This is a genomic window from Cupriavidus basilensis, assembly GCF_008801925.2.
Taxonomy (GTDB): domain Bacteria; phylum Pseudomonadota; class Gammaproteobacteria; order Burkholderiales; family Burkholderiaceae; genus Cupriavidus; species Cupriavidus basilensis.
On the sequence record NZ_CP062803.1, the window covers coordinates 2318548 to 2343761 of the forward strand.

The window sequence follows — 25214 nt, forward strand, 5'->3', positions numbered from 1 at the left end:
ACCAGAAAAAGACCTTATGGCAACCTCCTCCCCCCTGCTCACCGTGCGCGACCTGCTGCGCTTCGCGGTATCGCGCTTTACCCAGGCCAAGCTGTCCTTTGGCCACGGCAGCGCCAATGCCTATGACGAGGCCGCGTACCTGACGCTGCATACGCTGCACCTGCCGCTGGACACGCTCGACCCGTTCCTCGACGCGCGCCTGCTGCCCGAAGAAGTCGACGCCGTGCTGCAGGTCATCGAGCGCCGCGTGACCGAGCGCGTGCCCGCGGCCTATATCACCAACGAGGCCTTCATGCACGGCCTGCGCTTCTACGTGGACTCGCGCGTGATCGTGCCGCGCAGCTTCGTTGGCGAACTGCTGCATGAAGGGCTGGAACCGTGGGTAGGCGACAGCGCCGAAATCGGCCCGGTGCTGGAGCTGTGCACCGGCTCCGGCTGCCTGCCCATCATCGCCGCGCATGTCTGGCCGAAGGCCCGCATCGATGCGGTCGACATCTCGCCGGATGCGCTGGCCGTGGCTCGCCGCAATGTGGCCGACTACAAGATGGAAGACCGCATCAGCCTGTACGAGGGCGACCTGTACGCACCGCTGCGCGCGGGCGCCAAATACGATGTGATCCTCACCAACCCGCCCTACGTCAACGAAACCTCCATGCAAGCGCTGCCGGCCGAATACCAGGCCGAGCCGCGCATCGCACTGGCTGGCGGCGACGACGGCATGGACGTGGTACGGCGCATCATCGCCGGCGCCAAAGCGCACCTGAACCCGGGCGGCGCGCTGGTGGTGGAGATTGGCAACGAGCACGCCAATGTGGAGGCCGCGTTCCCCGGACTGGAAATCGTCTGGCTGCCGGTCAGCGCCGGCGAGGAACAGGTGTTCCTGCTGACTTACGAAGCGCTGCCCGGTTGAAGGCCTGCACAGGACACGGCCGCAGATTTCTGCGGCCGTCTTTCTTCGCAATGGATTCGCAATGGATACCAGCCGCGACGCCCGGATAGTTCGCTCAGTCCCTCACCATCCCGCCAACCCCTTCACCACCGCCTCCCTGGCCTGCTCCACCACGCTCGCCCGCCAGTCGTCCGCATCCCCATAAAAGGCATGCCACATCGCCTGCCGAATCAGATTCCGCTGGCCTTCATCCGCCTCCGGGTGCAGGTGCAGCCAATGATCGCCACGTAATGCCTCCAGCACCTCAGTGACAGGCAAGGTGCCGAACTCCAGCGCGATGCCGCTATACGCCAGCGTCGGCAAGGTCTGCGGCGCGGCGACCCAGGCCATGCCGTTGAGATTGGCCGATGCCGACGAGCCGTCGTAGATCGAGGTGACATGGCTGCCCCAGATGGCACGCACCTTGCCGATCTGTTCCGCGTTGTCCGGCCCCATGTAAATCGGCTCGCCATAGCCCCACGGGCCCAGGCCGGTGTGCACGTCGATCCAGCGCAGGGCCTCGCGCCCGGCGCCAAAGCGCGCCAGGATGCGGCGCAGCGTGTAATTGCTCCACGTCGCCTTGTTGCCGCCGAAGAACAGCCCTTCGGGCGCCTGATACTGACCGGCGCTCACCGCCGCCTGGTACCAGGGCAGGCCTTTCTCGGCCACCGCCTTCATCAGCGCAGCTTGGTCGGCCTCGGAGGGCGGCCAGTGCTCGGGCAGCAGCATGGGCGCCACCTCGGCGTACGGCGCGTTGTCGGGCAGCGGCTGGGTGAAATCCATGAAATTGCGGTTGAGATCCACGTTGTCTTCGTTGACCCGGCGCATATGCGAGAAGCCGTAGGGATTGACCGCGTGCACCAGCAGCAGCGCCGCGCCCGCGCCGGCGCATGCCTGCAGCAGATCCGCGTCGCCCAGCATGGCGACCTGCGCCCCGGAGCCGCAGAAGCCTTCCACCCCGTGCATGCCTGAAGTCACCATAAGCACGCGCCTGGCCTCGGCGTCGCCCACCCAGGCGACATCCATGGCGAGTTCCTCGTCGGCGCAGCCGCGCTTGGTGGGATGGGGAAAAGCGGTCAGGGTGCCGCCAGCAGCCTGGGCCGCGTCACGGAATTTCTGCCGGGCTTCGGCATAACTGCGGGAAAAGCTGGTGTGCAAGGACATGACAGCAGATTTCGCGCTTGGCGAGGAGTGGGGGTGCCGCTATTAAACGCCAACTTGGCCGGCATTGCCATCCGAAGCCGCCCGAAGCCGGGCAGCTAGCCTTTGCCGCCCTTGGCGCCCTTCTCGCCTTTGGCTTCCATATCGCCCTTGCCGCCCTTCTCGCCCTTGGCGGCATCCGCCGCCGGCACCGCCTCACGCAGCAACAGGGAGCGGAACGCATGCGGATGCATCTGGATGCCTGCCGCGGCGATCTGGGCGGCGGACAGCACCAGGTGGCGCGCCAGCCAGTCATGGATGCTGCGCAGGAAACGGCGCTGCTCGACGCGGTTGGATTCCTGGATCACGCGCTCCAGCTTGACGTGCGCGGTGTAGACATCGAGCAGGTTGATGGTCTTGAGCTTGGGCGGCGTGGTTGCGCTGCGCTCGATGGCGAGAATGCGCTTGACCTGGGCATCCGGCAGTTCGCCGGTTTCAAGGTAGGACTGATACACCGCTTCGAGCGCAGGAAAACGCACGGTGGGTTGCACGCGCGGCACGCTGGCCACCTTTTCCATGCGCAGCACGAGGTAACGAATGGCGGCCGTACGCCGCAGCGCGGCGTCGCTAGCCTTGCCTTGACGGCCGCCGCGCGCCGCGCCGCGGGCACGCGGGGCGGCCGGGCCGGCGGCCTCGAACTCCTCGTTGTCCGGCGCGGTCGCTTCGGGCACGGGCTGGCCGGCGTCCCGCTCGGTGTAGTCTGGCACCAGGTACAACAGGTCCGGCTCAGCGAGCACGGCCCGCGCGCAGGCCTCGCCAAAGGGGTACTCGTGGCCTTGCCCGTCGCGCAGGATAAAGGCCTGGCCGTTACCGAAGCCGTGGTGCCGCCCACGGCCGACCTGCTGCCGGCAGCGCGTGCCGGGCTCGACAAAATCCTTGCGTACGGGAGTCCAGCTCCCGTCGTTGACTGCGATCATGAATCTGCTTGTACCTGCCGTGATGAGTGCTGCGACGTGGCCTGTTGCCTGCGGGGCGCCACGGCGCCCGCCACCCGCTATTGTCCACCATGCGGCCAGCAGCGGCACTAGCTGGCACTAGCAGGACTAGCTGGCAAAACCGCCTCAATCGCCTCAACCGCCTCAACCGCCTCAACAGGCCACGCCGCGCCCTACTTCAGCATGAACGACATCGCCGACAGGCAGTTCAGCATGCGCACGGCCGCCTGCACCGAAGCGGCATCGAATACCAGCGTCACGCCGTCCACGCGCTCCAGCGCGGGCCACTGGCAGAACAGATCGGCAAAGGCCGGGCCCTGGGTTTGCAAGCGGCAGCGGATCGGGCCGCTGATCTTCAGGGGCTGGCCGGCCTGCTCGCGTACGGCTTGCTCGGCTTGCGCCGCAATGGCGTCGCGCGATGCGGCAAGCGACAGCGTGGTGCCGCTGCCTTGCCCGCCGGCTTGCTTGGTCTGCACATAGCGCACCCAGGGCATCAGCGGCCGGGTCTCGTCCACGAAGACATCGTCGCCGCTGGCCATCAGCACCGGCACGCCGAATTCGCCCGCCAGGGCGCCGTAGATCCCGGCCTCGCCCAGTTCCTGGCCGTTGAGCCAGATGCGGGCGAACGCGCTGCTGTTGATGGTGTGGGCGAGGATCCCGCGGCTTTGCGCGCGGCCGTGGTAGCCGATCATGAAGACGCCGTCGCAGCCGTGCACCCCGGCCATCATGCCAAGGTAGCGCGGCTTGCCCAGCACCAGGCGCGCGCGCGGGTCGAGCTGATCCGGCAGCAGGTTGCGAAAGCCGCCGTGGGAGTCGTTGACCAGCACTTCGGCCGCGCCGCCCGCGAAGGCGCCCTGCACGGCGGCATTGGCTTCGGCCGTCATCCAGGCGCGGGCGCGTTCGTACTCGCCGTTGCCGGCGCGGGTCTGCTCGGGATGGAAAACCCCGGCTACGCCTTCGATGTCGGTGGAAATCAGGATCTTCATGGCTTGTGGAAATTCAGTTCGTCGGTGCCGCGCGCAGCAGCCATTGCGGCAGCTCGGGCATCAGTTCGCGCAGCGCGACACGCTGGTGCCCATCACGGCCACGCACGGTTTCGGCCTGCCACAGCGCATGCAGGATGGCCTGCTCAACGCTATCGGCGGCGGCATGGAACAGCGCATCGAGCCGGGTTTCGTGCAGCATGGCCAGCGCCGGCATGGGCGCGCCGGCTTGCTGCGGCACGGTATAGGCGGTGGAAAAAGCGAGCGCGATGTCGCCCGAGCCGTGGCCGAATACCGAGCCGGCACGCGCCAGGCCCGCCCCCGCGCGTAGCGACAGGCGGCGCAGCTGGCGGGCGTCGAGCGGCGCGTCGGTGGCCAGGATCATGATGATCGAGCCTTTCTCCGGCCCTGACTCCGCCGGCGCTTGCGTATACGCCTGGAGCCGTTCGGCCAGCAAGCCGCCAAGGCGCGCGCCGGCCACGGTAAAGTGGGGCAAGGTGCCGAAGTTCGCCTGCACCAGCACGCCCACATGGTATTCGCCCACCTGGCGGGAGGCGGAGCCGATGCCGCCTTTCAGCCCGAACGACGACATGCCGCGCCCTGCGCCGACGGCGCCCTGCGCGAAATCCCCGCTGGCCGCAGCGCAGGCTTGCGCATAGTGCGTCTCCTGCACGGCCATCGCCTGTATGTCGTTCAGGTAGCCATCGTTGCACTCGAACACCAGCGGGTTGACCGTTGGCAAGGCGCGGCCAATTTCCGGGTTGGCCGCGATGGCCTGCCGGATCTGCGCCTGCGACAGCGCGCCCACGGCAAAGGTGTTGCTCAGCGCGATGGGCGTCTCCAGCACGCCCAGCTCTTCCACCTGCACCAGGCCCACGCTCTTGCCAAAGCCGTTGAGCACGGTCGCGGCGGCCGGCACCTTGTCGGTGAACAGGTTGCCGCCGTGCGGCAGCACCACCGTCACGCCGGTCTGGCAAGCGCCGTCGGCCAGCGTGCACTGGCCAACCGCCACGCCCGGCACGTCGGTGATGCTGTTGCGCGTGCCGGCTGGCAACGCGCCGATATGCGGCATGGATCCGGACATCCGCGTGCGCTCCTTAGCGCCGGTCGATCTTCGGATCCAGCGCGTCGCGCAGGCCGTCGCCCAGCAGGTTGAATGCCAGCACGGTCAGGAAGATGGCCAGGCTGGGGAAAATCGCCACATGCGGCGCGGTCACCATGTCGGCGCGGGCTTCGTTGAGCATCGCGCCCCACTCCGGCGTGGGCGGCTGCGCGCCCAGGCCCAGGAAGGACAGGCTGGCGGCCGTGATGATCGAGGTGCCGATGCGCATCGAGAAATACACCACGATGGACGAGATGGTGCCCGGCAGGATGTGGCGCATCAGGATGGTGAAGTCGGACGCGCCAATGCTGCGCGCGGCTTCCACATACGTCAGGCGCTTGAGCATCAGCGTATTGCCGCGCACCAGGCGGGCGAACGCCGGGATGCTGAACACCGCCACCGCGAAGATCACGTTGGTCATGCCGTTGCCAAGGATGGCCACGATGCCGATCGCCAGCAGGATGCCGGGGAAGGCGAACAGCACATCGGAGATGCGCATCACGATGCGGTCCCACCAGCCTTCGTAATAGCCGGCCAGCAGGCCGAGCACGGTGCCCACGATGGCGCCGATGATCACCGAGAAAAAGCCCGCCGCCAGCGAGATGCGAGCACCGGCCAGGATGCGGCTGAAGATGTCGCGCCCGAGCGAATCGACGCCGAACCAGTGCGCGGCGGAGGGGCCGGCATTGAGCGCGTCGTAGTCGAAGTAATTCTCCGGGTCGTAAGGCACCAGGTGCGGGGCGAAGACCGCCACCGCCACCAGCAGCAGCACGAACACGCCGGCGCCGAGCGCCAGGTGCTGCTTGCGGAATTTGCGCCAGAACTCGGTCCAGGGCGTGCGCACGGCTTCTTGCGTGGCGGCTGCGGCCGGGACGGCGGGCTCGCCGTTGGCGGGCGTGGATAGCTGGGTCATGCCGGCCTCACTTACTTGTAACGAATGGCGGGGTTGATGACGGTGTACAGCACGTCGACCACCAGGTTGATCAGGATGAACTCGAGCGAGAACAGCAGCACCTCGGCCTGGATGACCGGGTAGTCGCGCATCTCGACCGCGTCCACCAGCAGGCGTCCGAGGCCAGGCCAGTTGAACACCTTTTCCACCACGATCGAGCCCCCCAGCAGGAAGCCGAACTGCAGGCCCATCATGGTCACCACGGGAATCATGGCGTTGCGCAGGCAGTGCTTGGCCACCACCAGGAACTCGCCCACGCCCTTGGCGCGCGCTGTCCGCACGAAATCTTCATTCAGCACCTCGACAAAGGAGGCACGGGTAAAACGCGCCATCACGGCGGCCACCGCGGCGCCCAGCGTGATCGACGGCAGGATGTAGTGCTTCCAGGTATCGGCGCCGATCGACGGCAGCCAACCCAGCTGCACCGAGAACACCTCCATCAGCAGCATGCCCAGCGCGAAGGCGGGAAACGAAATGCCGGACACGGCGAGCGTCATGCCTAAGCGGTCGGGCCAGCGGTTGCGCCAGACGGCCGAGCTGATCCCGATCACCATGCCGAAGATCACCGCCCACACCATCGAGGCCAGCGTCAGGTACAGGGTCGGCATGAAGCGGTCGCCGATTTCCTCGCTGACCGGACGCTTGGTGCGCAGCGAATTGCCAAACTCCCAGCGCACGGCGTTCGAGAAGAATTGCACGAACTGCTCGGGCAGCGGCTTGTCCAGGCCGAGATCGCGGCGCACCAGTTCCACCGTGGCCTGGTCGGCCTCGGGGCCGGCCGCGAGCCGGGCGGGATCGCCGGGCAACAGGTGGACGAACAGGAACACCAGCACTGCCACGATCAGCAATGTGGGGATCACGCCCAGGAATCGTTTGAGAAAGTAATTCAGCATGATGCACCGGATGATTAAAGACCGCGGGCCGCCCGCCCTGCCCCCGCGACTGTGGGCAGGCGGCCGTGCACGGCTTACTGCGCTGTACCGCTAAGCGATGACTGAGCGCGTGGCATTGCGCTGATGGGATGCGCCACGCGTTAAGCCAATGCGCTTACTGCTTGATGTCGATCTCGTCGAAGCTGAACGAGCCGTCCGGCGTCACGTAGGCGCCCGTCAGGCGCTTGCTGCGCGCATACAGCACCTTTTCAGTCACCAGGAACGCCCAGGGCGCATCCTTCCAGATGTGTTCCTGCGCATCCTTGTACAGACGGGCCTTCTCACCACGGTCGGTGGTACGCAGGGCGCCGGCGATGTCGGCGTCGACCTGGTCGTTCTTGTAGTACGCGGTGTTCAGCAGCTTGGGCGGCATCGATTCGGAGGCCAGCAGCGGACGCAGCGCCCAGTCGGACTCGCCGGTCGACGACGACCAGCCCACGTAGTACATGCGCACGCCGGCGTCTTCCGGCTTCTGCACGCTCTCCACCTTCTCGACGCGCTGGCCGGCTTCGAGCGCCTGCACGGTCGCCTTGATGCCGACTTGCTGCAGCTGCTGCTGCACGAACTGGATCACCTTCTGCGCGGTGGTGTGGTTGTACGCGGACCACAGCGTGGTCTCGAAGCCGTTCGGGTAACCGGCTTCCTTGAGCAGCGCACGTGCCTTGGCCGGGTCATACGGCCACGGGCCCAGCTTCTCGGCGTAGTCCACGCCCGCGGGCACCACGCCGTCCATCGGCGTGGCGTAACCGGCGAAGGCTACCTTGGCCAGCGCGTCCTTGTTGATGGCGTAGTTGATGGCCTGGCGCACCTTGGGGTCATTGAACGGCTTGACCATGGTGTTCATGCTCAGGTAGCGCTGGATGATCGAGGGCGAGGCGATCAGGTCCACCTTGGCACTGCCCTTGAGCACCGCTGCCTGTTCGAACGGAATGCTGAAGGCAAAGTCCGCTTCGCCGGTCTGCATGATGGCAGCACGCGTGTTGTTGTCCACCACCGGCTTCCAGGTGATGGTGTCGATCTTGGGATAGCCGGTCTTCCAGAAGCCGGCGAATTTCTTGCCCTTCAGGTGATCGGGCTGCTTCCACTCGACGAACTCGAACGGGCCGGTGCCGACCGGATGGAACGCAATGTCCTTGCCGTACTTCTGCAGCGCGGCGGGCGAGATCATCACGGCGGACGGGTGGGCCAGCACGTTGATGAACGGCGAGAACGGCTCCTTGAGCGTGACCTTGACGGTGCTGGCGTCAACCACTTCGGTCTTGGCCACGCGGTTGAACAGCGTGTAGCGCTTGAGCTTGTTGGCCGGATTGGTGACGCGGTCGAAGTTGGCCTTGACGGCGGCGGCATCGAAGGCGGTGCCGTCGTGGAACTTCACGTTCTTCTTCAGCTTGATGGTGTACGTCAGGCCATCCTTGCTGGCTTCATAGCTCTCGGCCAGCACGTTGATCAGCTTCATGTCCTTGTCAAAGCCGAACAGGCCCTGGTAGAAGGACTTGGCGGCGGCTTGCGACAGCGTGTCGTTGGCGTCGTACGGGTCAAGCGTGGTGAAGGTGGAGTACACCGCCATCACGGCATCCTTGGCGGCAAAGGCGGGACCTGCGCCGAACGCGGCCAGGGCCAGGCCACCGGCGATCAACTTGGAAGGGGCCAAACGGGTCATCTTCGATTCTCCTTGGTTTCGTCAGTTCAGTAGGCGCCGCCGATGGCGTGCCGGGCTACAAAATGATGGGATGCGGCGTTGCCGCCGACTGCTACGAGCGGCTGCACCACCGGCTCGTCGCCGAGCGCACGGATCGGGCTGGGCATTTCGTCCGAGAGCGGCTCGCGCTTGAGGTGGCGGCGTGCCGGATCGGCGATCGGCACCGCCGACATCAGCTTCCTGGTGTACGGGTGCTGCGGGTTTTCAAAGATGGCGCGGCGCGGGCCGATCTCGACGATCTGGCCCAGGTACATCACCGCCACGCGGTGGCTCACGCGCTCCACCACGGCCATGTCGTGCGAAATGAAGAGGAACGCAATGCCCATCTCGCGCTGCAGGTCCAGCATCAGGTTGACGATCTGCGCCTGGATGGAAACGTCGAGCGCGGAGACCGATTCATCGGCGACCACCACCTTCGGGTTCAAGGCGAGCGCACGCGCAATGCAGATGCGCTGGCGCTGGCCGCCCGAGAACTCGTGCGGGTAGCGCGAGGCGTGCGCGGCCGACAGGCCCACCTTTTCCAGCAGCCAGGCCACGCGCTGCTCGGCCTCCTTGCCGCTGGCCACCTTGTGCACCAGCAGCGGCTCCATGATGGAGTAGCCCACCGGCACGCGCGGGTCGAGCGAGGCGAACGGGTCCTGGAAGATGAACTGGATATTGCGGCGCAGGGTCTGCAAGGCGCCGCCACGCATCTGGCTGATGTCCTGCCCGTTGAACTCGATGGTGCCGCTCTGGCTGTCGACCAGGCGCAGCAGCGAGCGGCCGGTGGTGGACTTGCCGCAGCCGGACTCGCCCACCAGCGCCAGGGTCTCGCCCGGGTAGAGGTCAAAGCTCACGCGCTCCACCGCGTGCACGCGGCGCGCCACGCGGCCCAGCAGGCCGCCCGGCACGTCGAATCGGGTCACCAGGTCGCGCACGCGCAGGATCGGCGAGGCGTCCGCCGCCACCGTATCCTGCGGCACCGGCGCCACCGGCTCGCCCTGGTCCAGCTGCACCAGCGGGAACTTGGCCGGCCAGTCGGTGCCGCGCATGGCGCCCAGCTTGGGCACCGCGGACAGCAGCGCACGGGTGTAGGGATGCGCGGGCTTGCCGAAGACTTGCTCGGAGGTGCCCTCCTCCACCTTCTCGCCGCGGTACATCACCAGCACGCGGTCGGCCACCTCGGCCACCACGCCCATGTCGTGGGTGATGAAGACCACGGCCATGTCCATCTCGGACTGCAGGTTGCGGATCAGTTGCAGGATCTCGGCCTGGATGGTGACGTCGAGCGCCGTGGTGGGCTCGTCGGCGATCAGCAGCGCCGGCTTGCACGACAGCGCCATGGCGATCATCACGCGCTGGCGCATGCCGCCGGAAAGCTGGTGCGGGAAGCGGTCCAGCACGCGGCGCGCCTCGGGAATGCGCACGATCTCCAGCATGCGCAGGGCTTCGGCGCGCGCCTCGGCGCGGCTCTTGCCCTGGTGCAGGCGGATCGATTCGGCAATCTGCTCGCCCACCGGAAATACCGGGTTGAGCGAGGTCATCGGCTCCTGGAAAATCATCGCCACGTCGCTGCCGCGCACGCGGCGCATGGCGGCGCCATCAGCGGTGGCGAGATCGAGCACCTGGCCATTGCGCCGGCGCAGCGCCATGCTGCCGGTGGCGATCTTGCCGCCGCCGTGTTCCACCAGGCGCATCAGCGCGAGCGAGGTCACCGACTTGCCCGAGCCTGATTCGCCCACCACGGCCAGCGTCTCGCCACGATCGACGTGGAAAGACAGGTTGCGCACGGCTTGCACCGTGCGCTCCGAGGTGGAGAAACGCACGGTGAGATCGTTGACGGCTACCACGCGTTGCGCTGGCAGGACGATGGTCGACTGGGAAGAGGATGCAGCCACTGGGCCCCCTTTAGTGCCTAGGTTGATGCTTTGTTGGTGCTTTGCTTGCCGCGCGGATGCCGCTGCCGTACTCGCGCACGCTCAGCCGTAGATCCACACATTGACCGGCTCGCCCACCCGGGCGAAGCCGCGGTACATGCCTTCGGTATTGAACGGCAGCGTGACGTTGCCTTCGCGGTCCACGGCGATGAGGCCGCCGCGCCCTTCGATGGCAGGCAGCTTTTCCATCACCACGCGGCCTGCGGCTTCTTGCAGCGGCACGCCTGCGTAGCGCATCTGCGCCGCCACGTCGTACGCGGCCACGGTGCGGATGAACATCTCGCCGGTGCCGGTGGCGGACACCGCCGCCACATCGTCGGCAAAGCAGCCGGCGCCGACGATGGGCGTATCGCCCACCCGGCCTACCTGCTTGTTGGTCACGCCGCCGGTCGAAGTCGCGGCGGCCAGGCGCCCCTTCGCATCGAACGCCACCGCGCCAACCGTGCCGAACTTGGTGTCCGGGTCTATGGGTTCCGCGGCCAGCGTGGCGGCGTCGTGGTCCAGCAGGGTCGTGCCGCTGTCGGCGCGGGCGCGCGCCCACTGATCGGTGCGCGCTTGCGTGAAGTAATAGTCCGGTGTCACCAGTTCCAGGCCCTGCGCTTGCGCGAAGGCCTCGGCGCCCTCGCCGGCGAACAGCACGTGCTGGCTCTTCTCCATCACCGCGCGCGCGGCCAGCACCGGGTTGCGCAGGTGCTTGACGCAGGCCACCGCGCCGGCGCCCAGCGTGGCGCCGTCCATGATCGCGGCGTCCAGCTCATAGGTGCCGGCGTGGGTCAGCACCGAGCCGCGCCCGGCATTGAACAACGGGCAATCCTCCAGCAAGCGCACGGCCTCGGTGACAGCGTCGAGCGCGCTGCCGCCATCGGCCAGCACGCGCTGGCCGGCTTCCAGCACGGCGCTCAGCGCGGCGGTGTATTCGGCTTCCTTGGCGGGGCTCATGGCGGCACGGGTGATGGTGCCGGCGCCGCCGTGGATAGCAATGACTGGGGTGTTCATGAGGTTCACGATGCGTTCGGGGAAGTTTTTTTGCGGCGTGCCGTGGCCGCCTTGGCGCGGCCTTCGGCCGCTTCGTCGTGGCGTTGTTCGTGGCGCTGTTCGCGTTGGTCACGTTGGTCGCGCGGCTCGCGCCCATCCCGCCCTTGCCCGGGGGGCGCGCCATGCAGCCACGGCAGCAGGAAGTCGGTCATCTCGGCGGCGGCCTTGAGCGCATGCGCGGCGCGATACGCCACCGCGCCGCACAGCGCCTCGATAAAGGCCAGCACGGCCGCATCCGAATTGGCGGAAAGCTGGCGCCCGGTCTGTGCGTACAGCGCGATATCGGCCAGCGGCGCCAGCGGCGAAGTGGGCCCGTCGGTCAGCGCCAGGATGTGCGCGCCATGCGAGCGTGCACGCTTGGCGATGGCCACGGTGTCATACACATAGCGCGGGAAGCCGATCACGATCAGCAGGTCGCGCGGCTGCAGCTTGAACAACTGGCGCGCCGCGGTGGACGCACCGCCCGCGCCCGAGACCGAGATCACGGTGCGGCAGGACATATCCAGCCCATGCTGCAGCAGCCCTGCGAGGAAACCGCTGGCGCCGAAGCCCACCACGAAGATGCGCTCCGCCGCCAGGATGGCCTCCACCGCGCGCTCGCAGGTCTCGGCATCGAGCGCGCGCCGCGAGGCTTCGAGGTTGCGCACATCCTCCTCCAGCGACGCAGCAAACACTTCGGCCACCGTGGCGGGACGCGCCAGTTCGGTGCGCAATTTCTCAACTGGTGCAAGCGTTGCCTCGAAACCGCGCACCAGTTCGGCGCGGAACTGCGGGAAGCCTTCGAAGCCCAGCGCATGCGCGAAGCGGTTCGCGGTGGCCACCGACACCGCCACGGCATCGGCAAATTCGTCGATGCGCATGGTGGCGGCGCGGAACGGGTTGCCCAGCACGTACTCCGCCATGCGCTGGTGCGCTGGCGTGAGCGTGGGCAAGGCGCGGGCGATGCGCTCCGCGATCGAAGCGCTGCCGTTACTGCCGTTTTTTCCGGCAGAGCCGTGGCTACCGTTACCGTTGGTCATGGCGCGTGCATTGGGTTGGTCGGAGATGCGCGCGGCGGGAAACAGCGTTTTCGTCCGGCGCGGATCTATGTAAATAAATTTACACGCAAACCCCATGCCATGAAAATAGAGTTTTACCAGCCCAAGGGTTTTCACCTAGGCATATCGAAAACGAAGACGGCCACACGCCATGCGCCGCGCGTTCCGGGGGCGCCGCCATACGAAGCGGCTACAATGGCGGGTTGCCCCGTGCCATGCCGGGGCAGGTTAGATTTCGAGCTACAAGGGCAACCGCCCCAGACCCGCAGCCTTCTTCAGCCTTTCCCCTCCCGTGATCCGAATCGACCAGCTAGTCCTCCAGCGCGGCACCAAGGTGCTGTTCGACCACACCAGCGTGACGCTGAACCCCGGCGAGCGCGTCGGCCTTGTCGGTGCGAATGGCAGCGGCAAGTCGACCCTGTTCGCCATGCTGCGCGGCGAATTGCAGGCGGACGGCGGCGACGTGGCGATCCCGCCGCAGTGGCGTACGGCCCACGTGGCGCAGGAAACCCCCGCGGTCATGCGCAGTGCGGTGGAATACACGATCGACGGCGATACACGGCTGCGCGACATCGAAGCGCGCATCGCCGCGGCCCAGGCCAGCGGCGATGGCAGCGCCGAGGGCGAAGCCCACGCCGCCTTTGCCGATGCCGACGGCTACACCGCGCCGGCACGCGCGGAGGCCCTGTTGCTGGGGCTGGGCTTTACGCTGGCGCAGGTGTCGCAGCCGGTGGCCTCGTTCTCCGGCGGCTGGCGCATGCGGCTGAACCTGGCGCAGGCACTGATGTGCCCGTCCGACCTGCTGCTGCTCGATGAACCCACCAACCACCTGGACCTGGACGCCATCGTCTGGCTGGAAGACTGGCTGGCGCGCTATCCGGGCACCCTGGTGATGATTTCCCACGATCGCGAATTCCTCGATGCGATCTGCAATGTCACCGTGCACATCGAGAACCAGCAGTTGCGCCGCTACGGCGGCAACTACAGCCAGTTCGAGACGCTGCGCCTGCAGCAGATGGCCTTGCAGCAGTCCGCCTACTCGCGCCAGCAAAAGGAAATCGCTCACCTCGAATCCTTCATCACCCGCTTCAAGGCCAAGGCCAGCAAGGCACGCCAGGCACAGAGCCGGGTCAAGGCACTGGAGAAGATGGAACGGCTGGCGCCGGTGCATATCGCCGCGGGATTTGCGTTTGAGTTCCGCGAGCCGGATTCGGCGCCTAACCCGATGATGGTGCTCGAAGGCGTGGACTGCGGCTATCCCGCTCCCACGCCGGACGCGCCGCCCGTGACCATCCTGCACAACCTCACGCTGTCGATCCAGACCGGCCAGCGCATCGGCTTGCTGGGCGCCAACGGCCAGGGCAAGTCAACGCTGGTCAAGACGCTGGCCGCCTCGCAGCAAGCGCTGGCCGGCACGCTGCGCCAGGGCAAGGGCCTGCAGATTGGCTACTTTGCCCAGCACCAGCTGGAAACGCTGCGCGATCACGAGTCGCCGCTGCAGCACTTGGCCCGGCTCGCGCCGGACACCCGCGAGCAGGAACTGCGCGACTTCCTCGGCAGCTTCAACTTCCGCGGCGAAATGGCCACGGCGTCGATCGAGCCGTTTTCCGGCGGCGAGAAGGCGCGCCTGGCGCTGGCGCTGATCGTCTGGCAAAAGCCCAACCTGTTGCTGCTGGATGAGCCGACCAACCACCTGGACCTCGACACCCGCGAGGCCCTCACCATGGCGCTGGCGCAGTTCGAAGGCACGCTGATCGTGGTCTCCCACGACCGGCACCTGCTGCGCGCCACCACCGATCAGTTCCTGCTGGTGGCCGACGGCACCATCCAGCCCTTCGACGGCGACCTGGACGACTACCGCGACTGGCTGCTCAAGCAAGCCGCGGCCAAGCGCAACGCGGCCACCGCAGCGCACGCACAGGAAGACGGCGAAGCGCCAGCCGCCTCCACCGCCAACCGCCGCGACCAGCGCCGCGCCGAGGCCGACGAGCGCCAGCGCCTGACGCAATTGCGCAAGCCGCTGGCCAAGGAGCTGGAAAAGGTGGAAAAGCGCATGGCCGTGCTGCAGCAGGCCAAGAGCGAGATCGACGCGTTCATGGCCGACGAAGCCAGCTATGCGGAGGCCAACAAGGCAAAGCTGCTGGAGATGCTCAAGCGCCAGGGCGAGGTCGGCGGCGAGCTGGACACGCTGGAAGAACGCTGGCTGGAGCTGCAGGAGCAGATCGAGCTGATCGTTTGATCCTGCGAGGGGTGCCGGGGGCACCAGCCCCCGGGATGCGCGCGCCGGCAGCCGCCGCTGCGCGCCAGGCAGATCAGCGGTAGTTCTTCTCGCGCCGGATCATGCCGACCGCCAGCGTGGCGGACAGGATGAACAGCCAGATCAGCGACCACACCGGGATCGACAGGCCGAAGATCGGGGGCAGCGGCGTGGTGCACATGCCATCCGAGTAGAACACCTGCGGCAAGATCTTGGCCGTGGGCAGCTGGTTGACCCAGTTCTCCAGCGGGTCGATGCCGCAGCTGGCCTTGGGGTTGAGCAGCAGCGACACGTGATAGCCCGCCACCGCGATGCCGGCCACGCCGGACAACATGCCCAGGCCCTGCCACAGGCTGCGCGTGTTCTGCGCAATGGCGGCCAGCAGCGAGAACAGGCCGATGCCGACGAAGGCAAAGCGCTGCATCACGCAAAGCGGGCAAGGCTGGTAGCCCTCCACATGCTGCAGGTAGAGGGCATAGCCGACCAGGCCGAACGAAATCGCGGCGATCAGCAAAAAGAAACTACGGGAATTGGCTTGCATGGCTCACTAGCAGAAAAGGGCCGGGCGACATGCGCCGGCGCGCAATACGAGGCACATTATTACCGATTTTGCGGACCGTGCCCGCCCAATCCGTTGCGATGGGCAAGGCGCTGCTTGCGGCGGATTGACGCACGCCAGCGCGCCAACGGCAAGCGGTAGAGCCAATGCTTGCGCAACGGGCTGTCCGGCGCGACCGCCGGGTGCTCGAAGGTGCCGTCCGCTACCATGCCCAGCCGCTCCATCACGGCCCGCGAACGGGCGTTGGGCAGCGCGGTGAATGAGACGATTTCCGCCAGCGCCAACTGCTCGAAGCCAAAGCGCAGCGCGGCCTGCGCCGCCTCCGAGGCATAGCCCTGCCCCCAGTACGCCTGCGCCAGGCGCCAGCCGATTTCCACACAGGGCGAAAACGGCAACGCAGCGGCAGGCTCGTGCAGGCCGACAAAGCCGATGAACGCGCCATCGGCCTTGCGCTCGACCGCCCAAAAGCCCCAGCCCCGCTGCGCGATCAGCGCCTGGCAGCGCAACGCCATCGCGTCGCTGGCCGCGCGCTCCAGCGGCGCGGGGAAACACGCCATCACCACAGGATCGGCATTGAGCGCGGCAAAGGGTGCGAAATCCGCCTCACGCCACTGGCGCAGGCGCAGCCGCGCGGTTTCCAGCACGACCGGCTCATGGCCAGCCGCGCCTGGCGGCGAAGGGCGTTGATCGGGCATGGTGGCAGCGTCTCCCGGGCCAGTGTCAGCGCGCAGCGGCGCCCTGCTCCGCCCGGCTGCGCTCATAGGCTTTGAGCGCCCGTGCATCCGCGTGGCTGACAAGCTCGCAGATCAGCAGCGTCTTGCCAGGCAGTGCGGCGCTTTCGCGCGCCACGACGGAAACGGTGCCGAGATCGGGCAGGGGCTGCTGAGCGGCCGGCAGAGCGCGGGCAAACCCCTTGGTGGCGGTGCCGAGCAACGTCGAAGGCTCCTGCTTGAGCTGGTAGCGCGCGGCCAGCGCTTCGGCCTGCAGGCCTTGCACCAGCACACCCGCCGACGTACCGGCGAATACCACTTCATCACTTTGGAAACCGTCCTGCCCGATGGGCTGCGGCAGCTTGTAGATGGCCGCGCCCAGCCTGGACAGATCCGGCTTGGCGAGCTTCTCGGCAGCCTCGTAAAGCGCGGTGGCGGATTTCGTGGTGTAGGGCGGCTTGCACAGCGCTGCGTCAAAGAACGCCTTGCCGGCATCGGCCGCGGCGGCGGCGCCGGGCACCGAGAGCAGCGTGGCGCCGCAGCCGATCGCGGCTAGCAGGCCGGCGTGGCGGCGGACGTTGAAAGTGCGCATGGATGGACTCCGATCAAAAAGTGCTCCGGAATATACCCAAGGTTGCAGAAAAAAGGGGCAGGAATGGGCAGGAATGGGCCGAAAACCTCACTCCATATGCCGAACCCGGTCGATCGCCTGCTCCAGCCGCTCAACCGCGATCACTTCCAGGCCCTCGATCTTCTGCTTGGGCGCATTGGCCTTGGGGATCACCGCGATCGAGAAGCCCAGCTTGGCCGCCTCGCGCAAGCGGTCCTGCCCGCGCGGGCTGGGCCGGATCTCACCGGCCAGTCCGATTTCACCAAACACCACCAGGCCGCGCGGCAGCGGCTTGTTGCGCATGGAGGAGTGAATGGCCAGCAGCACCGCCAGGTCGGCCGCCGGCTCGGTGATCTTGACCCCGCCCACGGCGTTGAGGAAGACATCCTGGTCAAAGCAGGCAATGCCGGCATGGCGGTGCAGCACCGCCAGCAGCATGGCCAGCCGGTTCTGCTCCAGACCCACCGCCAGGCGCCGCGGGTTCGGCACGTTAGCCGTGTCGACCAGCGCCTGCACCTCCACCAGCAGCGGCCGCGTACCCTCCTGCGTCACCAGCACGCAGGAGCCGGGCACCACTTGCTCATGCTGCGACAGGAACAGTGCTGACGGGTTGCTGACCCCGCGCAGGCCGCGCTCGGTCATGGCGAATACGCCCAGCTCGTTGACCGCGCCAAAACGGTTCTTGAAAGCACGGATCAGGCGGTGCGAGGAATGCGTGTCGCCCTCGAAATACAGCACGGTATCGACGATGTGCTCCAGCACGCGCGGGCCGGCCAGGCTGCCGTCCTTGGTCACGTGGCCGACCAGGATGATGGTGGTGCCGGTGCTCTTGGCAATCCGGGTCAGCTGGGCCGCGCACTCGCGCACCTGGGCGACCGAGCCTGGGGCCGAGGTCAGCGCATCCGAGAACAAGGTCTGGATCGAATCGATCACCGCGACCTCGGGCTTTTCCACCTCCAGCGTGGCCTGGATCTTCTCGAGCTGGATCTCGGCCAGCAGCGCCAGGTGCGGGCTGTCCACGCCCAGGCGCTGCGCGCGCAGTGCGATCTGCGCGCCGGACTCCTCGCCGCTGACGTACAGCACGCGGCGCTGCGCGGACAGGTTGGCCAGGGCTTGCAGCAGCAAGGTGGACTTGCCGATGCCGGGATCGCCGCCGATCAGCACCACCCCACCCGACACCAGGCCACCGCCGAGCACGCGGTCGAACTCCTCGATGCCGCTGGAAAAGCGCGGCACGTCGGCGGCGTCGATCTCGGACAGGCGCTGCACCACGGCCGAGGCCGCCAGCGGCTGGAAGCGCTTGGTCGAAGGGGTTTCCGCCACGCTCTCCACCAGCGTGTTCCATTGCTGGCACTGCGGGCACTGGCCTTGCCAGCGCGGCGAGGTGCCGCCGCACTCTGTGCAGGTATAGACGTTCTTGGGCTTGGCCAACTGAGGTCCTAAGGGATGCTGAAGGGGATGAGCAAGGGAATGGCGGGGCTCGGGATCGGTCGCCTGGGCCGGGATGCATGCCCCGGCCCGTGCCCTGCATGGCCGCTCAGGCCGACGCAGGCTGCTGCGGCGCGGTCAGGGTCGCCACAGTGACGGGCACCCGGGGCGCCAGTGCGCACATCAGCTCGTAGCCCACGGTGCCGCTGGCCACGGCGACGTCGTCGATCGGCAAGCCCTGGCCCCACAGGGTCACGGCGCTGCCCACCTTGGCCCTCGGGCAAGGCGTCAGGTCGACGCAGATCATGTCCATGGAGACCCGGCCCACCAGATGGGTGCGCACACCGTCGACCAGCACCGGCGCCGGCTTATCGCCCCAGCCCGCCGCGTGGCGCGGATAGCCGTCGGCATAGCCGCAGGCCACCACGCCAATGCGCATCGGCCGCTCTGCCGTGAACAGCGAGCCATAGCCGACGGTATCGCCCGGCTGCAGGTCCTGCACCGAAATCAGCTCGCTGTGCAGCGACATGGCCGGCTGCAGCCCAAAGCTGGCCACATCGGCCGCGACGCCCGTGGGCGAGGCACCGTACAGCACCACCCCGGGACGGACCCATGCGCGATGGGCCTGGGGATGCCACAGCGTGGCGGCCGAGTTGGACAAGCTGGCCTCACCCGGCAGGTTGGCTGTAGTGGCGTCGAAGACTTCCAGCTGGTGCGCGATGCCGCGCGCGCTGTCGGCGTCCGAGAAATGGGTCATGTGCACGATGCTGCCTACGCATGGCAGGGTCCGTGCACGCTCCCAGGCTGTGCGGTACTGATCCGGGCGGAAGCCCAGCCGGTTCATGCCGGTGTTGAGCTTGAGCTGGATGCCAAGCGGTCCCTTGGGACGCGCGACTTCCAGCATGCGCAGTTGCTCCTCGCAATGCACCGCAGTGGTGAGACGGTACTGCTCCAGCAAGGGCACGTCCTGCGGCTGGAAGAAACCCTCCAGCAGCAGGATCGGGCCTTGCCAGCCCAGCTCGCGCAGCAGCACGGCTTCGTTCAGGTCGAGCAGGCCGAAGCCGTCGGCGGCGCGCAAGCCGGCGAATGCCCGGCGGATGCCGTGGCCATAAGCGTTGGCCTTGATCACGGCCCAGACGCGCGACTGGGGTGCGCAACGGCGCACTACGTCCAGGTTGTTGGCCAGGGCCGGTTGATGAATGACGGCGTGAATGGGTCTTGGCATGAGATCGCTTCTAGTGCTTTTTACTGCCTTCCAGTGACTTGCGACGCGGCGGATTGGCGGGGATCCTGGCTGTCTGCCAGATCACTTCTGCCACGTGGATGCACCATATCAGGGAAGACCCGGTACGCGCAGCGCGTCGCACAGGCGTTATTTGAACACATTAGGGCAAACATTTAGGGAATCGCTGCGCGCTTGCGCTGTCCAACCGGCGGCCCGTGGAAGCTCGGAATCGCCTTATTTTCGTGTTATAAAGCCGGACGTTCCGGCCATGTTTTAAAAGTGATGCAATATGTCGAACACGGTCAGGCAAGCTGCGCAACGATCCCAAGGCTGGCCCGGGCATCACTTTGACAACGACGCGGGCCCAGGTTCCCTACAGGCAACAACAGCACCCAGCGGCGCGCTGATGCCTGACATGTACGGTGATAGCGATGGAGATAGAGTCCAAAGTATGAAGAAGGGTTTTTATACCATCATGGCCGCGCAGTTCTTCTCATCGCTGGCCGACAATGCGCTCCTCATCGCCGCTATCGCCCTTCTGACCGAGCTGCACTCCCCACAGTGGATGACTCCGCTGCTCAAGTTGTTCTTCGTGCTGTCCTACGTCGTGCTGGCTGCCTTCGTGGGCGCCTTCGCCGACTCGATGCCCAAGGGCAAGGTGATGTTCATCACCAACACCATCAAGATTGCCGGGTGCGCCATCATGATGTTCGGGTTGCACCCGCTGCTGGCCTACGGCATCGTCGGGTTCGGCGCAGCGGCGTACTCGCCCGCCAAGTACGGCATCCTCACCGAGCTGCTGCCGCCCGAGAAACTGGTCGCCGCCAATGGCTGGATCGAAGGCCTGACGGTGTGCTCGATCATCCTGGGCACCGTGGTCGGCGGGGCACTGATCTCGGTGCACATCTCGCAACTTCTGCTCGGCATCGACGTTCCCTACGTCAACACCGGCATCAACACCCCGGCCGAGGCGGCCATGGTGGTGATCATGCTGTTCTATGTGATCGCAGCCGTATTCAACCTGTTCATCCCCGAGACGGGCGCCCGCTACCCGCAGCAGGAAAAGAACCCGATCAAGCTGATCGCCGAGTTCGCTGATTGCTTTACCGCCCTGTGGCGCGACAAGCTCGGCCAGATCTCGCTGGCCGTGACCACGCTGTTCTGGGGTGCCGGCGCCACCCTGCAGTTCATCGTGCTGAAATGGGCGGAAAAATCGCTCGGCCTGAACCTGTCGCAAGGCGCCCTGCTGCAAGCGGTGGTGGCGGTGGGCGTGGCGGTAGGCGCGATCATGGCGGCCATGCGCATCCCCTTGCGCAAGTCGCTGTCGGTGCTGCCGTTTGGCGTGGCGATGGGCGTGGTGGTGATGCTGATGGCCTTCTACACCAAGAACAGCCTGCCGGAGATTTCGCTGGACGTGCTCGGCATGCACATGCCGCTGTACATGGCAATCGCCTACGTCTTCCTGATGCTGGTGGGTGGCATGTCCGGGTACTTCGTGGTGCCGATGAACGCGCTGCTGCAACACCGCGGGCACGTCCTGCTGTCGGCCGGCCATTCGATCGCCGTGCAGAACTTCAACGAGAACGTCTCGGTGCTGCTGATGCTGTGCCTGTACGCGCTGCTGATCAAGCTCAATGTGCCGATCGGCATTGTCATCGTGGCCTTCGGCATCTTCGTGTGCGCCACCATGCTGCTGGTGATGCGCCAGCACCGCTACAACGTGCGCAACTTCAATTCGCTCGCCATGATCGGCGAGGACAAGCACCACTAAACACCGCTTGCGCCGCGGGCCGGTTCAGCCCACCGGCCTGGCGATGCGCTCACGCGCCCGCTCCTCCCATCCCGGCGGCACCACAAAGCCGCGGGTACGCTCGCGCCACACGCCGGGCTGCCCCGCCGGCTCTACCTCGCACAGCATCACCGGCGCTTCCCGGCGCCAGTTCTTCTCGTGATGCGTCTCCGCAAAACGCAGCGCCAGGGCCTCATGAATCGCCTCGGCGGTTTCCGTGTGCGCTTGCGGCACCCTGGCCGGCGCCATCCAAGCCGAGCGCGGCAGCCGGTACCAGCGCGAGCCTTCGCGCTTGACGGCCCAGGCCAGCCAGTCCGGCAAGGTGGACCACCATCCATGCAGGTGATCCGGCGCGATGCCCAGGCTGCCGATGGACTGCGGCACCACGCCATCCCGGTAGAACAGCCAGCCGAGCAGGTAGACCTCGCTGCGGTCGACAGGGCGGCCTAGCAGCGCCAGGGCCTCGGGGGTACGTGACAGCGGCAGTTGCCTGCGCACAATATGATCCAGCTTGTCGCCCAGGCGGTCCACCAGGTTGGGGCCGACGAAGCAATGGCGGTCCAGCATGGCAGCGCCGGGCCCGCCGCCGCGCGGCGCGCCGTGCGTCGCAGGCTCGACCAGCAGGTAGAACTTGGCCGCCATCTCCCAGTGCACGATGGCACCGCTGGCCACGTCGCGCCAGACAAAATCGAGCTCGCCCAGCGTTTGCACGCCATGTGCGCCGGCACGGCGCACCGGCAGGTTCGCCGCCAGCAGCTCCAGCCCCTCGGCGTGTTCCAGCGTGAATTGCAGCAGGCGCTCGGCATGTCGGCCCAGCCGCAGGCTGGGCGCGGGCGACGGGCCGCGCACGCGTTGCTGCTCCAGGCCCGCGGCAAGTTCGGCAATGGTGGGGGGCAGCGCGGCGGGGTCGGCAGCAGGCAGCCAACGCTGCCAGGCGGCCAGCGCCCCTTCTGGCCAGCGCGCGAGCGCCGCTGGCGAATGCCCGGGGGCGTTGCCATTGATGATGGCGTTGCCTGCGTCGTCCGTCGGCAGGAATGCCAGCAGCGGAGGCGACAGCGAGCACCAGGCGAGCTCGCGCAGGCGCTGCGAGACGGCATGGCGCCAGAGCGGCGCCATCTCGATGGCGCCGCCGGGGCTCAGCGCGAACTCAGGCCTTGGCTCCCGCACGGGCATGTACCTCGCGGGCCAGGCACAGGTCTTCCCAGGCACGCGCCTTGTCGGACAAGGTGCGCAACAGGTAGGCCGGGTGGTAGGTCACCACCACCGGAATGCCTTCGTAGCTATGGACGGCGCCACGCAGCTTACCGATCGGCGTGGTGGTGCGCAGCAGGGACTGGGCGGCAAAGCGCCCCAGCACCACGATCAGCTTGGGCTGGATCAGCGCGATCTGCCGGCGCAGGTAAGGCTCGCACTGGGCGACCTCCTCCGGCTCGGGATTGCGGTTGCCGGGCGGGCGGCACTTCAGCACGTTGGCGATAAACACGTTGCGCCCGCGCGCCAGGCCGACTGCCGCCAGCATATTGTCCAGCAGCTTGCCCGCCTGGCCCACGAAGGGCTCGCCTTGCAGGTCCTCGTTTTCGCCGGGGGCTTCGCCGACCAGCATCCATTCGGCCTGACGGTCGCCCACGCCGAACACGGTCTGGGTGCGGCCATTGCACAGCTGGCAATCGGTGCAGCCAGAGACCCGCTGCGCAAGCGCGGCCCAGTCCAGGCGCGCAATCACGGCTTCGCGCGTGCTGGTATCTGCCAGCGCCAGCGCAGGCTCTGGCGGTATGCGCGCGACGGCGGCTTCGGCCGTGGCCGATACCCCCGCTTCCATCTCGGCTTGTGCCGACCATGCGGAAGGCGCCGCTTCGGCCCGGGCTTCGGCCTGCGCTGCGTTCACGCCAGCGTCGGCAACAGCGGCGAGCGTCACGGCGGCCTGGGCCGCTTCGCGCAAGGCCTCGCCGTCGTTGACGACGGGGTCTTCGGCGCTCAGGTCGGCGAGTCCCGCCATGGCGGATGGCTCGACCGCCTCCGGCAGGGCTGGCGCGCGGCGCAGCACCCATTCATCGGCAATGCCGAGCACTTCAAGGAACCTGGCGCGGCGGCTCATGGCATGGCCTCCGTGGGTGCCCATGCGCGGCGCAGCACTAGCGCATCCTCGCGCGTCTGGCCGGCTGCGGGGTAATAGCCCTTGCGCCGGCCGATCTCGGCAAAGCCCGCCTGACGGTACAACTCGATGGCGCCCACATTGGAGGGACGCACTTCGAGCAGCATGGTGTGCAGATGATGCGTGTGCGAGGTAGCCATGGCAGCGGCCAGCAGCAGCCGGCCAAGGCCGCCGCGCTGGCGCGCCGGGTCCACGGTGATATTGAGCAGGTGCATCTCGTCGACAACCGGCATCAGCACCGTATAGGCGACCAGCACGCCCCCGTTATCCCGCAAGGTCAGGCCGATGTGCCCGGCCTTGACGGAATTCTCGAAATTGGCACGGGTCCATGGGTGCGTGTAGGCCCGGGCTTCGATCTGCGCCACGGCTTCCACATCCAGCGCCGTCATGCGGCCAATGCTCCAGCCCGCCGGCGCGCTTGGCATCACCGGCACCTCGGGCCATGCATCGCCAGTGCCGCACGCTGCATGCGCGCCCTGGCCGGGATTGGCCGACCCGGCGTCCGGTGGCGGGTTGCGCTCCACGCTCACGGCTGGTCTCCCGCCGCCAGCGCCGCGCGCTGCGCCGCCACGGCCTGGCGCTCGGCGATGGTCTGGGCCACCTTGTCGCGCAGATAGATTGGCATGGCATCGGACGGCGCAACGGTCTCATTACGGGCCAGCGCGCGCAAGGCAATCGACACCAGGGCCGGCGCGGCGGGCAAGGCCTCGGGCACGCTGTGCAGCGCCAGCGCCGTGGCCTTGAGGCGCTCGCCAAACACGGCAGCGGCACTCCCCGCCAGCCAGAACGGCCCCGTGGGCAGGCTGACGGCCTCCGGCGGGCACACCTGCATGTCGGTCGCCGCCTGCCACGCCTGCGCGGCGCCATCCCAGCGGAACGCGCCTGCGTAGGCTTCGTCCATGCGGGCATCCAGCGCCACCAGCACGGACACGTCCGGCGGCAGCGCGGGCATCCCTTCCCCGCCCAGGCGCACGCGTTCGGCGCAGGCCATCAGCGAATTGACGGGAATCACAGGCAGATCGGCGCCAAAGGCCAGGCCCTGCGCCACGCCGCAGGCGGTGCGCAGCCCCGTGAAGGAACCCGGCCCGGCGCCAAAGGCGATGGCGGCACAGTCCGACAGGGCAATGCCGGCTTCGGCCAGCAACTCGCCGGCGGCCGGCAGCACGCGCGAAGACGAGCGCGGGCCGGTGTGTTCATGACGAACCAGGCACTCCAGGGCGCCGCCATCGGCAATGCGCCCGAGCGCGACCGAACACCACTCGGTGGAGGTTTCAACTGCAAGAATCCAGGACATGGCGAGATTGTATCCGCAGCAGCCTCGAAAGCTGAACTAGCGTGCGGTGCGCACGCCGCGCCCGGGGCGAGCCGAACTGAAGCGTTCTTCGGTTTCTTTCGGCTCAAACGCGCGGTGGCGGGCGCTATCATCGCGGCTACCGGGTTTTTCCCGAACACCGAACCCAGAACGCATCCCCCCATCCAGCCAGGAGAACCCCATGAGCGACCTGCAGGCACGCTTTGCCCAAGCCCAGATCGACGTCAAGCAACTGACCGAGCGCCCCAGCAACATGACCCTGCTGCGCCTCTACGCGCTGTTCAAGCAAGGCAGCGAGGGCGACGCCCATGGCGACAAGCCGGGCATGACCGATTTCGTCGGCCGCTACAAGTTTGAAGCCTGGGAAACGCTCAAGGGCACCGCCCAGGAAGACGCGCAGGAAAAGTACATCGCGCTGGTGGAAGAACTGCGCAGCGGCGCCACCGCCTGAAG

The 25214-nt window shown here is 67.2% G+C and carries 23 protein-coding genes; 4 read left to right on the forward strand and 19 right to left on the reverse strand.

The genetic code is table 11. The features are described 5' to 3' along the window. Nucleotides 1-16: 16 nt before the first annotated feature. Nucleotides 17-910, forward strand: a complete 894-nt coding sequence (prmB, locus tag F7R26_RS10430) for a 50S ribosomal protein L3 N(5)-glutamine methyltransferase (protein ID WP_150983512.1) — start codon at nt 17-19, stop codon at nt 908-910. 102 nt (nt 911-1012) lie between these two features. Here the strand turns inward: prmB and F7R26_RS10435 are convergent, their stop codons facing one another. The 10 genes from F7R26_RS10435 to F7R26_RS10480 form a co-directional block, all read right to left on the reverse strand. Beyond that, nucleotides 1013-2092 (reverse strand): M14 family metallopeptidase, encoded by a 1080-nt coding sequence (locus F7R26_RS10435; RefSeq protein WP_150983514.1) that lies wholly within the window; start codon nt 2090-2092, stop codon nt 1013-1015. 95 nt (nt 2093-2187) lie between these two features. Then, the gene (locus tag F7R26_RS10440; protein ID WP_150983516.1) at nt 2188-3045 is read right to left on the reverse strand and encodes a hypothetical protein; all 858 of its coding nucleotides are present in this window, start codon (nt 3043-3045) and stop codon (nt 2188-2190) included. 191 nt (nt 3046-3236) lie between these two features. After that, nucleotides 3237-4049: a M55 family metallopeptidase gene (locus F7R26_RS10445; RefSeq protein WP_150983517.1), complete on the reverse strand. Its 813-nt coding sequence runs from the start codon at nt 4047-4049 to the stop codon at nt 3237-3239. A gap of 13 nt (nt 4050-4062) precedes the next feature. Continuing rightward, nucleotides 4063-5130, reverse strand: a complete 1068-nt coding sequence (locus tag F7R26_RS10450) for a DmpA family aminopeptidase (protein ID WP_170301728.1) — start codon at nt 5128-5130, stop codon at nt 4063-4065. A 13-nt stretch (nt 5131-5143) separates the two neighbouring features. Beyond that, nucleotides 5144-6061, reverse strand: a complete 918-nt coding sequence (gsiD, locus tag F7R26_RS10455) for a glutathione ABC transporter permease GsiD (RefSeq protein WP_150983519.1) — start codon at nt 6059-6061, stop codon at nt 5144-5146. A gap of 11 nt (nt 6062-6072) precedes the next feature. Continuing rightward, the gene (gene gsiC, locus F7R26_RS10460) at nt 6073-6993 is read right to left on the reverse strand and encodes a glutathione ABC transporter permease GsiC (RefSeq protein ID WP_150983520.1); all 921 of its coding nucleotides are present in this window, start codon (nt 6991-6993) and stop codon (nt 6073-6075) included. A 154-nt stretch (nt 6994-7147) separates the two neighbouring features. Beyond that, nucleotides 7148-8692 carry a glutathione ABC transporter substrate-binding protein GsiB gene (gene gsiB, locus F7R26_RS10465; RefSeq protein ID WP_150983522.1) on the reverse strand — a complete coding sequence of 515 codons (1545 nt, stop codon included), beginning with the start codon at nt 8690-8692 and terminating at the stop codon, nt 7148-7150. A 26-nt stretch (nt 8693-8718) separates the two neighbouring features. Next, nucleotides 8719-10608, reverse strand: a complete 1890-nt coding sequence (locus F7R26_RS10470; protein ID WP_150983523.1) for a dipeptide ABC transporter ATP-binding protein — start codon at nt 10606-10608, stop codon at nt 8719-8721. An 81-nt stretch (nt 10609-10689) separates the two neighbouring features. After that, a complete protein-coding gene (locus F7R26_RS10475; protein ID WP_150983525.1) occupies nt 10690-11643 on the reverse strand; it encodes an isoaspartyl peptidase/L-asparaginase family protein in 954 nt (317 codons plus the stop codon). 5 nt (nt 11644-11648) lie between these two features. Beyond that, nucleotides 11649-12701: a MurR/RpiR family transcriptional regulator gene (locus F7R26_RS10480; protein ID WP_150983527.1), complete on the reverse strand. Its 1053-nt coding sequence runs from the start codon at nt 12699-12701 to the stop codon at nt 11649-11651. Between the two features lie 310 nt (nt 12702-13011). Between F7R26_RS10480 and F7R26_RS10485 the strand changes: the two genes are divergently transcribed. After that, entirely contained in the window at nt 13012-14958 is a 1947-nt protein-coding gene (locus F7R26_RS10485) for an ATP-binding cassette domain-containing protein (RefSeq protein ID WP_150983529.1), read from the forward strand. A 73-nt stretch (nt 14959-15031) separates the two neighbouring features. Here F7R26_RS10485 and F7R26_RS10490 read toward each other — a convergent pair whose 3' ends face one another. The 5 genes from F7R26_RS10490 to alr form a co-directional block, all read right to left on the reverse strand. Next, nucleotides 15032-15517, reverse strand: a complete 486-nt coding sequence (locus F7R26_RS10490) for a disulfide bond formation protein B (RefSeq protein ID WP_150983531.1) — start codon at nt 15515-15517, stop codon at nt 15032-15034. A 59-nt stretch (nt 15518-15576) separates the two neighbouring features. Next, the gene (locus F7R26_RS10495; RefSeq protein ID WP_150983533.1) at nt 15577-16230 is read right to left on the reverse strand and encodes a GNAT family N-acetyltransferase; all 654 of its coding nucleotides are present in this window, start codon (nt 16228-16230) and stop codon (nt 15577-15579) included. Between the two features lie 25 nt (nt 16231-16255). After that, complete coding sequence (locus F7R26_RS10500) at nt 16256-16837, reverse strand: hypothetical protein (RefSeq protein WP_150983535.1); 582 nt, start codon at nt 16835-16837, stop codon at nt 16256-16258. Between the two features lie 87 nt (nt 16838-16924). Next, nucleotides 16925-18286, reverse strand: coding sequence for a DNA repair protein RadA (gene radA, locus F7R26_RS10505; RefSeq protein ID WP_150983537.1), 1362 nt, complete (start codon nt 18284-18286; stop codon nt 16925-16927). Nucleotides 18287-18392: 106 nt separating this feature from the next. After that, a complete protein-coding gene (gene alr, locus F7R26_RS10510; protein WP_150983539.1) occupies nt 18393-19508 on the reverse strand; it encodes an alanine racemase in 1116 nt (371 codons plus the stop codon). 451 nt (nt 19509-19959) lie between these two features. Here alr and lplT point away from each other — a divergent pair, with 451 nt between their 5' ends. Next, nucleotides 19960-21279 carry a lysophospholipid transporter LplT gene (gene lplT / locus F7R26_RS10515; RefSeq protein ID WP_150983541.1) on the forward strand — a complete coding sequence of 440 codons (1320 nt, stop codon included), beginning with the start codon at nt 19960-19962 and terminating at the stop codon, nt 21277-21279. Between the two features lie 24 nt (nt 21280-21303). Here the strand turns inward: lplT and F7R26_RS10520 are convergent, their stop codons facing one another. The 4 genes from F7R26_RS10520 to tsaB all read right to left on the reverse strand — a co-directional run bounded on the left by F7R26_RS10520 (nt 21304) and on the right by tsaB (nt 24743). Further along, the gene (locus tag F7R26_RS10520) at nt 21304-22470 is read right to left on the reverse strand and encodes a DUF1853 family protein (protein ID WP_150983542.1); all 1167 of its coding nucleotides are present in this window, start codon (nt 22468-22470) and stop codon (nt 21304-21306) included. Beyond that, nucleotides 22445-23392 (reverse strand): uracil-DNA glycosylase, encoded by a 948-nt coding sequence (locus F7R26_RS10525; RefSeq protein WP_150983544.1) that lies wholly within the window; start codon nt 23390-23392, stop codon nt 22445-22447. Before F7R26_RS10525 ends, F7R26_RS10520 begins: the two co-directional genes overlap by 26 nt. Next, the gene (gene rimI / locus F7R26_RS10530; protein WP_150983686.1) at nt 23389-23874 is read right to left on the reverse strand and encodes a ribosomal protein S18-alanine N-acetyltransferase; all 486 of its coding nucleotides are present in this window, start codon (nt 23872-23874) and stop codon (nt 23389-23391) included. The genes F7R26_RS10525 and rimI overlap by 4 nt, the downstream gene beginning before the upstream one ends. Before the next feature lie 101 nt (nt 23875-23975). Next, nucleotides 23976-24743, reverse strand: coding sequence for a tRNA (adenosine(37)-N6)-threonylcarbamoyltransferase complex dimerization subunit type 1 TsaB (gene tsaB / locus F7R26_RS10535; protein ID WP_150983546.1), 768 nt, complete (start codon nt 24741-24743; stop codon nt 23976-23978). A 199-nt stretch (nt 24744-24942) separates the two neighbouring features. Between tsaB and F7R26_RS10540 the strand changes: the two genes are divergently transcribed. Beyond that, nucleotides 24943-25212, forward strand: coding sequence for an acyl-CoA-binding protein (locus F7R26_RS10540; RefSeq protein WP_150983548.1), 270 nt, complete (start codon nt 24943-24945; stop codon nt 25210-25212). Nucleotides 25213-25214 lie beyond the last annotated feature (2 nt).

Bases quoted from the DNA above. Each gene is read 5' to 3' on its own strand.
- rimI (WP_150983686.1), bottom strand. From the start codon at position 23,874: ATGCCAAGCGCGCCGGCGGGCTGGAGCATTGGCCGCATGACGGCGCTG.
- F7R26_RS10540 (WP_150983548.1), top strand. From the start codon at position 24,943: ATGAGCGACCTGCAGGCACGCTTTGCCCAAGCCCAGATCGACGTCAAG.
- tsaB (WP_150983546.1), bottom strand. From the start codon at position 24,743: ATGTCCTGGATTCTTGCAGTTGAAACCTCCACCGAGTGGTGTTCGGTC.
- F7R26_RS10480 (WP_150983527.1), bottom strand. From the start codon at position 12,701: ATGACCAACGGTAACGGTAGCCACGGCTCTGCCGGAAAAAACGGCAGT.
- F7R26_RS10495 (WP_150983533.1), bottom strand. From the start codon at position 16,230: ATGCCCGATCAACGCCCTTCGCCGCCAGGCGCGGCTGGCCATGAGCCG.
- F7R26_RS10500 (WP_150983535.1), bottom strand. From the start codon at position 16,837: ATGCGCACTTTCAACGTCCGCCGCCACGCCGGCCTGCTAGCCGCGATC.
- gsiC (WP_150983520.1), bottom strand. From the start codon at position 6,993: ATGCTGAATTACTTTCTCAAACGATTCCTGGGCGTGATCCCCACATTG.
- F7R26_RS10475 (WP_150983525.1), bottom strand. From the start codon at position 11,643: ATGAACACCCCAGTCATTGCTATCCACGGCGGCGCCGGCACCATCACC.
- F7R26_RS10440 (WP_150983516.1), bottom strand. From the start codon at position 3,045: ATGATCGCAGTCAACGACGGGAGCTGGACTCCCGTACGCAAGGATTTT.
- F7R26_RS10445 (WP_150983517.1), bottom strand. From the start codon at position 4,049: ATGAAGATCCTGATTTCCACCGACATCGAAGGCGTAGCCGGGGTTTTC.
- alr (WP_150983539.1), bottom strand. From the start codon at position 19,508: ATGCCAAGACCCATTCACGCCGTCATTCATCAACCGGCCCTGGCCAAC.
- lplT (WP_150983541.1), top strand. From the start codon at position 19,960: ATGAAGAAGGGTTTTTATACCATCATGGCCGCGCAGTTCTTCTCATCG.
- gsiD (WP_150983519.1), bottom strand. From the start codon at position 6,061: ATGACCCAGCTATCCACGCCCGCCAACGGCGAGCCCGCCGTCCCGGCC.
- F7R26_RS10525 (WP_150983544.1), bottom strand. From the start codon at position 23,392: ATGAGCCGCCGCGCCAGGTTCCTTGAAGTGCTCGGCATTGCCGATGAA.
- gsiB (WP_150983522.1), bottom strand. From the start codon at position 8,692: ATGACCCGTTTGGCCCCTTCCAAGTTGATCGCCGGTGGCCTGGCCCTG.
- prmB (WP_150983512.1), top strand. From the start codon at position 17: ATGGCAACCTCCTCCCCCCTGCTCACCGTGCGCGACCTGCTGCGCTTC.
- F7R26_RS10435 (WP_150983514.1), bottom strand. From the start codon at position 2,092: ATGTCCTTGCACACCAGCTTTTCCCGCAGTTATGCCGAAGCCCGGCAG.
- F7R26_RS10490 (WP_150983531.1), bottom strand. From the start codon at position 15,517: ATGCAAGCCAATTCCCGTAGTTTCTTTTTGCTGATCGCCGCGATTTCG.
- F7R26_RS10450 (WP_170301728.1), bottom strand. From the start codon at position 5,130: ATGTCCGGATCCATGCCGCATATCGGCGCGTTGCCAGCCGGCACGCGC.
- F7R26_RS10520 (WP_150983542.1), bottom strand. From the start codon at position 22,470: ATGCCCGTGCGGGAGCCAAGGCCTGAGTTCGCGCTGAGCCCCGGCGGC.